The following is an 11,931-nucleotide window of genomic DNA, read 5'->3' as shown; positions in this document are numbered from 1 at the left end:
TCATTCTGCCCTCGAGCCTACCGTCCGGAACTTCGGCTGGGCGAGGAACCACCCCGTCTGGATTACAACGATTCAGGCAGCGATTTCCGTATAGCCCGCGTCTTCGCTGCGAAGGTCGCCGCGTTCCCCTGCCAGGTAGGCCCGACGGCCCCACACCAGGACATAAAGCCAGTACGCTGCAAGAACCGCCGCGCCAATGCCAATCCTGGCCCAAGCCGGCAGCGGGCTGGGCGTCACGAAACCTTCCACGAGGCCCGAGACGAACAGCACCAGGACCAACCCCAGGGCCACCGTAACCAGCGACCTGCCCTCTTCCGCCACTGCGCGGCTCCTGGTCCGCGGACCCGGTGAGACCATTGCCCAACAGATGCGCAGGCCGGCAGCGGAGGCCACAAAGACGGCGGTGAGCTCCATCAGGCCGTGCGGCAGGATGTAGCTGAAGAAAACATCGGATTTGCCGGCAGATGCGAAGATCCCGGCCGCAATTCCCACGCCCTGCGCGTTGTTGAACAGGATCATCGGCACCCAGACGCCGGTAATTCCGAGGGCCACCGCCTGGGCGCAGATCCAGGCGTTGTTGGTCCACACGGCGCCGGCGAAGGATGCTGCCGGATTTTCCGAGTAATAGTTGATGAAGTCCTGGTCGACATACTGCGCGGCGGCGGATTCGGATGCCACCGCACGGAGGGCATCCGGGGACGTTCCGATCCACGCCGCGTAGGCGGCAGCGACGAGGACGAAGACTGCCCCGCAGGCCATCGTGAGCCACCTCAGCCGGTACAGCGCAGCCGGCAGGGCCGCCACGAAGAACCTCGCAAGGTCTGCCATCGCGTTGGACCGGGCACCGGTGAAGCGGGTCCTGGCCGAGGCGAGCGTGGCGGAGAGCGAGGCCGACAATGCACTCTCGGGTGCAATGGAACGAACCAGTGACAGGTGCCCGGACACGGATTGGTACAGGGCCAGCAGTTCATCGGCCTCGGCACCCGTGAGCCTGCGTTTGGCAGAGAGCTCCTTCAGCCGCGACCACTTGTCCGCGTTCACGGCGGAGAAGGCGTCCATATCCACGGCTACAGCCTAGCGCCCGGCATTAGACTTTGACCGTCCGCACCCATGCGGTCGTCCGCATCACCAGCTGCGAAGGGCAGGGACGCAGTGAGTCCAATCATCACCGGCGAAGCAGTCGTCCTCGAACTTCGGCCGGCCACCTTCGCCGCCCGCGCTCTGGGCCTGGTCATCGACGTCGTCTTCCACGTGGTCCTGCTGGTGGGATTCATGTTTGGCCTGGCCGCCGCCGGCAGGGACCTGGATGAGGCCGCCGCGCGTGCGCTGGCCCTGACCGCCGCGGTGTTCTGCCTCGTCGTCGTCCCGGTGGGGGTCGAGACCCTGAGCCGGGGCAGGTCGCTGGGCAAGTTAGCCACCGGCCTACGGGTTGTCCGCGAGGACGGCGGCAGTATCAGGTTCCGGCACGCGCTGATCCGGGGACTGACGGGATTCCTCGAAATCTACCTGACGTTCGGCGGCCTGGCATGCGCGGTGGCGCTCTTCAACGACAAATCCCGCCGCCTGGGCGATATGTTGGCCGGCACCTACGCGGTCCGCAGCCGGGTGCCTGCCGACGAAGCAATCCGCGTGTTCGTGCCGCCGCACCTGCAGCCCTGGGCAGCGGCCGCGGACATCGGCCGGATTCCGGACGCCACGGCCCGCAGGGCGGCGCAGTTCATTCGCCAGGCCGGCCGGATGGCGCCGCAGTCCAGGGCGCAGATGGCCGCGGCGATCGCCTCCGAACTGTCGTCGCACGTATCCCCCGCACCGCCCCCGGGGACCGGCCCTGACCACTTCCTGGCCGCCGTCGTCGCCGAGCGCCGGAACCGGGAGTTCACCAGGCTTTCTGAATCGCGCCGCCGAAATTCCTCGGTGGGTCAACGGCTCCAGCGGCTGCCGTTCAACGGCTGACTCAGTTGGCGTACTCGTTCCACGGGATGTTCCAGTCGCCGTAGCCGTCAGTGTTGGCCGCGTAGTCGCCCTCGGTGTTGATGATCTGGACCACGTCTCCGGTTCCCATGTTGTCGAACACCCAGGCTGCGCCATCGGGCAGGAATCCGATGCAGCCGTGGGAGACGTTGGTGTTCCCGATGTAGGGGTAGGCGGATTCGAGCGCCTGGTGGATGTAGGCGCCGCTCAGGGTGAGGCGGATGGTGTATTCGACGTCGGCTTCACCGTAGTAGGCGGGGTCACCGGGTTTCAGCCCGATGGTCGAGGCCCGGAAATGGTCAAACCTGTTCTTCTCCATCAGCACCGCGTATCCCTTGGCCGAAGGGAACCGTTTGTCCCCCATGCTGACCGGCAGCGTCTTGACCGGCTGGTCGTTGACGCTGAGCGTGAACGTGTGCGCGGTGGCATCCGCGACCGCCACCTTCTTGTCTCCGATCGAGACGTTGACCTTCTTGTTGAAGTTCGCGATCTGGCCGTTGCCCAGGTCGACACCAAAGAGCTGCATGTCCATGGTGATGGTGGAATTGGCTGCCCAGAAGTTTTCCGGCCGGTACCGGACCATGGTGTCGCTGTACCAGTGGAACGCACCACTCTGGCCTGCCGTGGTGGTGACCTTGATGGCCTTTTCGACGGCGTCGCGGTTGACTACCGGCTCGCTGAAGATGATCTGCAAGGGCTGCCCGACGCCCACCTTCATGCCGTTGAGCGGGTAGATGGCGGCATCTGCCTCATGCGAGCTGGACACTGTGTTGAAGGCCTGGGTGGTGCTGGTTTCGCGTCCGGCCGAGTCCTTGACCACGTACGTGTAGCTGTAGTCCGTGTTGAACTCCAGGGGGCCGGAGGCGGACCATGCCGTACCGTTGGGGTCGATGCTGCCTTCGACGATTTTCCCGGCAGTACTGGTAAGGGTGACGCGCTGGATGGTCCCGTTGGCCACTTTCAGGGAAACCGGCGCCGCGGGGTTGACCTGCTTGGCGCCGTTGGCCGGCGATGCATCCAGGGTCACCGGGGGCACGATGGGGGAAGCGATTCCGGGGGACGTCCGCAGTGCGGAGGAGGCTTCAGATTCGAGCGGACTCCCAGCAAGGCCCGGTGCGACGGCGGCGAAAACCCCGCCCACGGCAGCCAGGACACAGACGGCTGCTACGGCGAGAATCTTCTTTACGCTCCCCCGGCGGCGGGGCTTTTCCTCAGGCTCCATAGTGTCGATCCTACGTGCAGAAAATAACGGCCCGGGCGCGTTGCTGCGCCCGGGCCCTCACGTGTCAGTAACGATAGTGCTCAGGCTTGTATGGGCCGGCCGCGTCGATGTCCAGGTATTCAGCCTGGTCCTTGGTCAGCTCGGTGAGCTCCACGCCCAGAGCGTCCAGGTGCAGGCGGGCGACCTTTTCGTCCAGGACCTTGGGCAGGACGTACACCTTGTTTTCGTACTCGTCCTGGTCCTTCTTGGTCCACAGCTCGATCTGCGCGATGGTCTGGTTCGCGAACGAGTTGCTCATCACGAAGGACGGGTGGCCCGTGGCGTTGCCCAGGTTGAGGAGCCGGCCCTCGGACAGCACGATGATGGAGCGCTCGGCGTCGCTGCCGGCGTCGAAGACCCACTCGTGGACCTGCGGCTTGATCTCAACCTTCTTCACGCCGGGAACGCGGGCAAGGCCGGCAATGTCGATTTCGTTGTCGAAGTGGCCGATGTTGCCCACGATGGCCTTGTTCTTCATGCCCGCCATGTGCTCGGCCATGATGACATCCTTGTTGCCCGTGGTGGTGATGAAGATGTCGCCCTGTGCCAGGACTGATTCCAGCTTGGCCACCTGGTAGCCGTCCATGGCTGCCTGCAGCGCGCAGATGGGATCGATCTCGGTGACGATCACCCGTGAGCCTTGGCCGCGGAGGGCCTCTGCGGCGCCCTTGCCGACGTCGCCGTACCCGCAGACGACGGCGACCTTGCCGCCCATGAGCACGTCGGTGGCACGGTTGATGCCGTCGGGCAGGGAGTGTCGGATGCCGTACTTGTTATCGAACTTGCTCTTGGTGACGGAGTCATTGACGTTGATGGCCGGGAACAGCAGCTTGCCCTGGTCCGCGAGCTGGTACAGGCGGTGGACACCGGTGGTGGTCTCTTCGCTGACACCCTTGATGGTGGCCGCCGTGCGGGTCCACTTCTGCGGGTCCGCGGCGAGGGAGCGGCGGAGCACCTCGAGGAAGATACCGTACTCCTCGGAATCTTCGGGGTCGGCGGAGGGAACGTTGCCCGCGGCCTCGAACTCGACACCCTTGTGGACCAGCATGGTGGCGTCGCCGCCGTCATCCAGGATCATGTTGGGACCCAGTTCGGGGTTGGACTCAGCACCGGGCCAGGTGAGGATCTGTTCGGCCGTCCACCAGTATTCTTCGAGGGTCTCGCCCTTCCAGGCGAAAACGGGCACGCCCTGCGGATCCTCGACGGTGCCCTTGCCCACGACAACTGCCGCTGCGGCCTCGTCCTGGGTGGAGAAGATGTTGCAGGAGGCCCAGCGGACCTCGGCGCCCAGCGCGGTGAGGGTTTCGATCAGCACCGCGGTCTGCACCGTCATGTGCAGGGAGCCTGCGATCCGGGCGCCCTTGAGCGGCTGCGTTGGTCCGAATTCTTCGCGCAGGGACATGAGGCCGGGCATTTCGTGCTCCGCCAGGCGGATCTGGTGCCGCCCGGCTTCCGCCAGGGAGATATCGGCAACTTTGTACTCAAAAGTCATGAATGGTCCTTTGCTTGAGGCGGGGTCCTGGTCCCCGTTCTGCTGTTTCTCGGTGCGGGCTGGTGCAGGTGGATCTATTGCCCTGCCGCGGCAGGATCGTGCTGGTCCGAGCCCGCTGTTGCCGCTGCCGCCAGCAGTTCCGGCGGAAGGAGCAACGGAATACCGTCTTCGATGGCGTACCGGTTCTTGACGCCTGCTTCATCTGCCGTGGTGGCCACCAGTTCTTCGCCTTCCTGGACCAAGGGCGAGCCGGTCACGGGGCAGCGCAGGACGGACAACAGCTCGGGACTGATCTTTGGCATGTGTTCTTGCTCCCTGGCGGGCGCGCTCGCGCCGGTAGCGGAAAAGATGTGCAGCAACCAGCCTACCGCCAGATCCAGGTCAGGAAGGTTCCCGAAGGACGCGCAGGTGCCCCCGCCGGGTTCCTTCGGTTCCGGCCGGCGCTTCGAGGGCGGAATGGTGCCCGCGCTGGGTGGGCGGCTGTGGCTCCGACGGGCGCGCCGCGGCATCACGGACGGCGTTGGCGAGTGCCAGGAGGTCGTCCGGGCCGGGCTGCTGTGGGGTGGACGGCATAGCCAGCCGCAAAACTTCCCAACCGCGCGGAACGGTCAACGAGCCCGCATGCTGTTCACAGAGGTCGTAGCAGTGCGGCTCGGCGTAGGTGGCCAGTGGACCGAGGACGGCCGTGGAGTCCGCATAGACGTACGTCAGGGTGGCTACCGCCGACTGGCGGCAGGCGGACCTTGAACATTGACGGATAGCTCCCACGACATCACAGACTACCCTTATATCCCTCGAAAGCCGTGCATTGGCTGCGGTCCCCGACGCGGACGGGCCGCCCGGGGAATATATCGCGTAAATCCGCCCCCGGGTTTAGAGTCGGTATATGCAGTCATCGAACCATGAATCAGGTTTTTCGGTCCGGTTGGCTGACCCGGACGCCTCGGCTGCGCCGGGCGTGGAAACCACCGGCAGGAGCTTCCTGCGGCGGCGCCGGAACCGCCACGGACGCGGCCTGCGCGGCGAAGTAATGCTCCCCACCCACCCCGGCTACCGGACCCGCGGCGACCGCTTCGACGATCTGGTCCTGGACTCAGCGCAGCGGCTCCATGACATTTGGGGCAAGACCCTTGACGGCGTCCGGTTCGGCGTCGACGAAATCCCGCCGGACCTCGAACAGTTGGCCGCCAAGGGCAGCACTGCCCCCATGGGGGCCTATACGCCCGCCGCTGGTGGCGAGGGGCCCATGATTACGGTGTACCGCCGCGTGGTTGAGAACGCCTGCTCCAGCGTGGAGGAGCTCCAGGACCTGGTCCACGATGTCGTGGTGGAGCACACCGCGGAGATGCTCGGCGTAGCCCCGGAGACCCTGGACCCGGTCTACCGCCGCCGCTACTGAGCCCGCCACCCGGGGCAGCCGCGCGGCAGGCCCCGGGTCTTGACCGGGCGTGCCGGCTGTCAGGAATCCTAGTAGCCCAGGGTAACCGGGACGCTTTCCTGTCCGGCGGCAGCCGGCAGGAAAGCCAGGGTTGAGACGTCGTTGCGACCGTCCTGGCCCAACAGCACGGAACCGTAGGCGGCATCCCCCGACGCCGACACCACATACGCGACGACGTCGGCACCGTCAGCCTGGTCCGGAACGGTAATGGTGGCGGTGGTTCCGCCGGCGATGTCCGCGGTGGCGGCCGGCCTGACCTTGCCATCGGCGGTGATTGGCGCGTAGGTAATGGTGGCCCGCGTGTCCAGGGCCCCGAACACCAGCTGGCGCAAGCCGCCCTTGGGGACGGGAACAACATGCTGGCTGCCCAGCCGCACGGCGGATCCCGCCCATGCCACATCCGAGGGTTGCCCGGCTTGAAGGCCGCGGCTCATTCGGGCGGCCGCCACGAAGGAAACGTCCGATGAGGCGGCAATGGTGTACTGGCCCGCCGGAACCCCGGCCAGGGACACTTCCGTGACGGAGCCGGCCTTGGCGGTGACCACTCCGCCGGCTGGGAGCGCGGTTTGGCCGTCCCGTCCATACAGCTTGATCTCCACCACGGCGTCCGAAGCGCCCGGAACCGTCAGTTGGAGCGCCGGGGCGGCATCCCCGTAACCGTTGCGGGACGTCAGCGCGGCAAGCCCGGCCGGATCCTGGATATCCACTCCTGGCACGACCTGGCGGACGGCCGGTGCCGCCCCGGGCGCAATGAAGTCCACGCCGCCCGGGGTCAGGCCGCGCAGGACGCTTTGCTGGATCGAGGCGGCCACGGGTCCGCCGGCGCTGCGTACGCGCACGCTGAGCTGGGGAACGTTGGGGGCCAGGCCGGCAAGGACGACGCTGCGGGTGGTGCCGGGAGCCACCAGCAGGCCTCGGCTGCCCGGCGCCTGGATCTGCCCTGCGCCACCGTACAGTTCCAGGCTTACCGTGGCAGGGGTGCTGGAAGCGTTGGTCAATGCCAGGACGGAAGTGCGGCCCACTGTGGTGCTGGCACCTCCCAGCCACTGGTCGTTGGAAGGTTGTCCGCAGGTGGCTGCCGCACTCCCCTGCAAGTCGCCGTCGGTGGCGGTGTATTTCATGGCACCGGCCGCGGACGCGTTCTGGTTGGCCACGGCGTTGGCGCTGAGGACGTTGACCTGGTCTGCGGCCCGGTCCGCCACCACTCCGGCGAGGAGCTCCTGTGGTGCGCCGGCCGCCGGAGGCTTCCCGGCGTCCTTGGCGATCTCAACGACGGCCGTCCCGTCCAGGCGGGTCAGGCGGCTCGCAGGCAGAACGCCGCCGGCGCCCAGCACGGCCGCGGTGACCTTGGTTGCGGCGGTGGCCGACTCCGGCCGGAACTGGGCGTCGGTGCCTGTGCCCGTACCCTCCAGCAGCCTCGCCGGGCCCGGGCACACGCCAACACTGGCTCCTGCCGGAACAGCTGCCCGCACCACCGGAAGGACACGGCTCGATGCCGGCCCCTGCACCAGCGACCCCGCAGCCACTACGGCTCCACCACCCGCGAGGATGAGCACCCCTGCGGCTGCTCCGGCTACCGCCGCTGCCCGCCCGCTGACGCGAGGCACCCGGGTGGAACCGCGGCCGGTCCGTTTGGCGTTACCACCGTTTTCGCTTTGGACTGGAGCCGGTGCCTGGACCGGCGCGGGAGCCCCGGAATCCGCCGGCGGGGTGTGCTCATGCATTTTGGTGTTCCTTACGCAGGGAGCCCTCGTCGCGTGAGAGGCCGGTCCGCGGCCGTTGCGTCGGCATCGGGACAGCGAGGATGACGGTCAGGCCGATCACCGTGATTTGGCCTGCAGCGGCCCAGAAAGCCCACGGGTTGTCGTAGCGGACCGTGAGCTGGCCGGCCGAGGCCGGAAGGGTGAAGGCCTGGGCCCAGCCGGACGTGGTGGAGGTCAGCTTGCGGCCGTCGAGCCAGGCGCTCCAGCCCGGGTCCGCCCGCTCGGCAAGCACCACCAGACGGCCCTCCGGACCGGTTGGGACGGCAGCGTCAACGCCGTCCTTGTTGGAGGGGACGGAGGTTGTGGTGGCACCGCGCGGATCCACGATACGGACGCGGTGGGCGACGTCCGCGGCCTGCAGGACCGCCTGGTTCGATGGGCTGATGCGCCAGAGCCAGCCGACGTCCGTCTGACCCACTGCCACCAGGCCGGGTACGGCATCCATGCGGCTGGCCGTCAGTTGGGCTGCCGTGTCTGCGGCCCGCAGCACCACGAAGCCGACGCCCAGTTGTTCGAGGTCGGCACGGGGATCCACTCCCTGGCCGGCAACCAGCGTGGCGACGACACGGCGGACGGAGCCGGTGACGTCGTCGTCGTCGCGGACCTCTTCCGCGCCCGGGGCGCCGATGATGGTGCGGGCGGAGGCAATGGCCGAGAGGTTGTCCAGGGTGGTACCGGCCCCCCGCATCAGGGAAGCCTTATAGGTGCCGTCCTCATTGGTGCTGATGATCAGGGTGCGGGTCTGTTCGGGTCCGGTACCGCGGTCGATCGCCGTAGCAGGCAGGGACCGTGCGTTCGCGGCCTCCACCAGCCGGGCGGAGCCCAGTGCTCGGTCGGTCCCGGAGCCGGATGGGCCGGGAGTGCCGGCCGGTGCTGCAGGCGCGGGGGCGGCGGCCGGACGCAGGAGGTTTTGGGCGGACCACGCAGCCATCCCGGCCAAAGGTCCGGCCAGAAGCATCACCAGGCCCACTGCCAGCCCGGCGCGTGCCGCAGTGGTGGCCTTGGACCCGGCAGCGGATCTGCGGTCAACGGCAGACATGACCTGGCCGGCGCCCAGGATTGCCGCGGACAGCAGGGCGAAGGAGGCAGCCGAAACCGCCGGTCCCGGGAAGGGGGTTACCAAGGACTCGGCGTTGATGCCCGTGGCCACGTGGCTGGTCAGCCATCCGCTGGCCAGTGACACCAGTGCCACGATCCAGAACCAGCGAACGGCCCGGACCGGGCGTCCCGCGACGAAGAGGCCAACGATGGCCAGGGCCACGACCGGGACCGAGATCAGGAGTGCCATCAGCAGCGCCCACGGCACCGGTCCGCCGGAGAACAGGCCAAGCCCCTGCAGCCCGCCCGCAGGGTCAAACGCCAGGGGCTGTCCGATCATTTGCTGCCACAGAGGCGCGGCATCGAAGCCAAGCGGGAGTCCGGGGTCGGCCAGGAGTGCGCGCGGCCGGTCGATGGTGGAAAGGCCGAACGGCACGAACAGGGCCGCACTGGGCAGCAGGGCCCACCACACGGTCCTCCCCCGCCGGCCCAACAGGACGCCGCAGAGGACTATGAGCACAACGGCCGGGACAAGCAGGGAAGGGGCGGAGGCCGTCGTGACGGCCAGCGCCAGGCCGGCTGCGGCGGAGGCAGTCCAGGATGGCATGCCGTTGACGCCGGGTTTGGCAGGCGCTTGGTCGGCCGGACGTGCATCAGCGGGGGATTCCAGGCTGAAGCTGCCATGGCCCACGGCTGAACCAGTAGCCCGCAGCAGGCCCAGGACCACCAGCGGAATCATCATGTGCGCTATGAGTGCGCCGGCGCGGCCTTGGTTGAGGGCAACCTGCAGTGCCGGGGCAGCCGCCCAGAAAATGGCGGCTGCGAGCCGGAGCCGGCGCCGGGCCGTCAGGCCGCCTGCCGCAAACCAGGCGGTAAGGCCGGAGAGCGGGGCGCCCAGGAGGAGGAGCCACGCCATGGCCGGGTTGGCATCGCCGCCACCCAGGACACCGATAATCCACAGCACATAGTCAAAGGGGTCGCCATGGCCGGGAAGTCCGGCTCCCAGGCTGATCCACCAGCCGGAGGCGTTGTGCCAGATGTCGCCCAAACCCGCCGATACCGGGATCAGGCCGCCGCCGGTGACGGCATTGGCCCGGAACAATCCGGTGAGGGCGAGGAGCGAGGCGATTGACGCAATGATGACGGCAGCGAGGGCGCCGTTGCCCACCCATCCCCTCTTGGCGGTGGCGAGGGCGGCGAAGTCATCAGCGGCGTCACCGGTGGGCTGGTGGGCGAGCGGATCCTGCACCAGGTGGTCAGCGCCGGATCCGTCCGATCCCAGCGCCTCCATCAGGGACCGGCGGTGGCTCCACACTTCACGGCGTGGTGTTTGCAGCTTGCGGATCACCGAGCGGCGGATCCGCCGGGTCCGTTTGGCCGCCCTTCGGGCTTTTGCCACCAACCGTGGACGGCCCAGGGCCGCACAGGTTGCCAGGAGCTGTGAAATGCCGTGGCCGGGATCCTTGACCACGATGCTCAGGACGAGTTTGAAGAGGCTGCCCAGCAACGCTCCAAGGCCGTGGACCGGCACCATCCAGAGGGGGCTGTGCTTGAGCCGCAGGTGTACCTGTGCCTTGCGGGCTGCTGCGGGGTTGCCCAACGCGTGGGGCCGGTGCGCGACGTGGAACATGCGGGCTGCGGGGACCACCACGACGCGGTGGCCGGCCAGCCGGTTCCGCCAGCAGAAGTCAACGTCGTCGCCGCTGCCAGGCAGGGCGGGATCGAAACCGCCCAGTTGTTCCCAAACGTCCCGGCGGACCAGCATGCCAGCGGAATTGACGGCGAAAGTGTCGGTGCGGCCGTCGTACTGGCCTTGGTCCAGCTCATCGGCGTCGATCAGGGTGAGCCGCTCAGCCCACCGGCTGGTGGAAAGCCCGACGTCGATCAGCCGGCGCGGCGAGTGCCAGTCGAGCTGCTTGCAGCCGGCCACGGTCACGGAAGGCGCACGCTCCACGGCGCCGAGGAGTTCAGCGAGGGCATCCGGGGCCGGGGCCGCGTCGTCGTGCAGCAGCCAGATCCATTCCGTCCTGTCGCCGCCCGACCCGGCTTTAGGAACCAAACCGGCGAGGCCTGCGGAGATGGCCGCACCCATGCCCCCCTTGGTCCGGGGGTAGGCCAGGACGCTGGCGTCGCCCAGGGATTCCCGAAGCAGGCTGTGGGAGTCGTCGGCAGAACCGGCATCAACGCCGATGGCACGGTCGACAGGCCGGGTCTGGCCAGCCAGGGCTGACAGGGTTCTGGGCAGATAGGCACTGCCGTTGTGGGCGACCACAACGGCAGTGACATGGACATCCTGAAGAATTAGATCGCTCGCTTCCTAAGCCGCCGGCGCTCACGCTCGGAAAGGCCTCCCCAGATGCCGAACCGTTCGTCGTTGGCCAGCGCGTACTCCAGGCATTGCGACCGTACGTTGCAGGCGCCGCACACCTTCTTGGCGTCGCGGGTGGATCCGCCCTTTTCCGGGAAGAACGCCTCCGGGTCAGTCTGGGCGCACAAAGCGTCAGTCTGCCAGCCCAGTTCGCCTTCGTCATCGAAGTCCTGCTGGAGCGGCAGTCCGATCCACACCGGTTGCACGCTTCCGCCGGCGGCCAACTCCATGGGCGGATCCAGGTCGTCCTCCGGTTCCGCGCCGTCCAGCAGGGCCTCGTGCGCCGCGAGGAACGCCGTGGCCTGATCCTCGAGGACACTGCCGGAGTTCCTTTTGTACCGTTCCGCAGCATCAGGATCGGCGGGGTCAACGTACCAATCGCTTGGCACCCCCCGCGCACGGTACTTTGCCGTTGCCTGGCCGGCTACGACGGCATCTTCCTGGATACGCTCTGCTTGCCCCACGGCGACCCTCCTGACGTTGCAGCCACTGCCTTGATACGTGGACACTCGGTTGTGTGCCGGTATTTACGCAATTGCTTTAGATACCTAATTACACGCGTGTAACTAGGGTGAGTCAAGCCGTAGCCGGGATAATAGA

General features: G+C 67.5%; 10 protein-coding genes. 2 read left to right on the top strand and 8 right to left on the bottom strand.

Features of this window, described 5'->3' with window-relative positions; genetic code table 11:
- Positions 1-72: 72 nt before the first annotated feature.
- Positions 73-1,065 (bottom strand): stage II sporulation protein M, encoded by a 993-nt coding sequence (locus AC4EEV_RS17425; RefSeq protein WP_491329582.1) that lies wholly within the window; start codon positions 1,063-1,065, stop codon positions 73-75.
- Between the two features lie 87 nt (positions 1,066-1,152).
- Here AC4EEV_RS17425 and AC4EEV_RS17420 point away from each other — a divergent pair, with 87 nt between their 5' ends.
- Positions 1,153-1,953, top strand: a complete 801-nt coding sequence (locus AC4EEV_RS17420; protein WP_109863447.1) for an RDD family protein — start codon at positions 1,153-1,155, stop codon at positions 1,951-1,953.
- Between the two features lies 1 nt (position 1,954).
- On the opposite strand, the gene AC4EEV_RS17415 is transcribed toward AC4EEV_RS17420, so the two are convergent.
- The 4 genes from AC4EEV_RS17415 to AC4EEV_RS17400 all read right to left on the bottom strand — a co-directional run bounded on the left by AC4EEV_RS17415 (position 1,955) and on the right by AC4EEV_RS17400 (position 5,492).
- A complete protein-coding gene (locus tag AC4EEV_RS17415; protein ID WP_285320090.1) occupies positions 1,955-3,193 on the bottom strand; it encodes a L,D-transpeptidase in 1,239 nt (412 codons plus the stop codon).
- Between the two features lie 64 nt (positions 3,194-3,257).
- Positions 3,258-4,724: an adenosylhomocysteinase gene (gene ahcY, locus AC4EEV_RS17410; protein WP_491329581.1), complete on the bottom strand. Its 1,467-nt coding sequence runs from the start codon at positions 4,722-4,724 to the stop codon at positions 3,258-3,260.
- A 74-nt stretch (positions 4,725-4,798) separates the two neighbouring features.
- Entirely contained in the window at positions 4,799-5,026 is a 228-nt protein-coding gene (locus tag AC4EEV_RS17405; protein ID WP_026264923.1) for a Trm112 family protein, read from the bottom strand.
- A 79-nt stretch (positions 5,027-5,105) separates the two neighbouring features.
- Positions 5,106-5,492: a DUF3499 domain-containing protein gene (locus tag AC4EEV_RS17400; protein WP_026264922.1), complete on the bottom strand. Its 387-nt coding sequence runs from the start codon at positions 5,490-5,492 to the stop codon at positions 5,106-5,108.
- A gap of 118 nt (positions 5,493-5,610) precedes the next feature.
- On the opposite strand from AC4EEV_RS17400, the gene AC4EEV_RS17395 reads away from it, so the two are divergent.
- Complete coding sequence (locus tag AC4EEV_RS17395; RefSeq protein ID WP_026264921.1) at positions 5,611-6,123, top strand: metallopeptidase family protein; 513 nt, start codon at positions 5,611-5,613, stop codon at positions 6,121-6,123.
- Positions 6,124-6,191: 68 nt separating this feature from the next.
- Here AC4EEV_RS17395 and AC4EEV_RS17390 read toward each other — a convergent pair whose 3' ends face one another.
- Genes AC4EEV_RS17390 through AC4EEV_RS17380 form a run of 3 tightly spaced genes read right to left on the bottom strand, consistent with a single transcriptional unit; the run spans position 6,192 to position 11,795 of the window.
- Positions 6,192-7,886 (bottom strand): DUF5719 family protein, encoded by a 1,695-nt coding sequence (locus AC4EEV_RS17390; protein WP_491329580.1) that lies wholly within the window; start codon positions 7,884-7,886, stop codon positions 6,192-6,194.
- A complete protein-coding gene (locus AC4EEV_RS17385; protein ID WP_491329579.1) occupies positions 7,879-11,235 on the bottom strand; it encodes a glycosyltransferase in 3,357 nt (1,118 codons plus the stop codon). The genes AC4EEV_RS17390 and AC4EEV_RS17385 overlap by 8 nt, the downstream gene beginning before the upstream one ends.
- A gap of 29 nt (positions 11,236-11,264) precedes the next feature.
- Positions 11,265-11,795 carry a WhiB family transcriptional regulator gene (locus AC4EEV_RS17380; RefSeq protein ID WP_018762934.1) on the bottom strand — a complete coding sequence of 177 codons (531 nt, stop codon included), beginning with the start codon at positions 11,793-11,795 and terminating at the stop codon, positions 11,265-11,267.
- Between the last annotated feature and the right edge of the window lie 136 nt (positions 11,796-11,931).

Source organism: Pseudarthrobacter sp. MOO14 (genome assembly GCF_058267675.1).
Note: the sequence above shows the minus strand (reverse complement) of the source record. Positions and strands in the feature narration are given on the sequence as shown.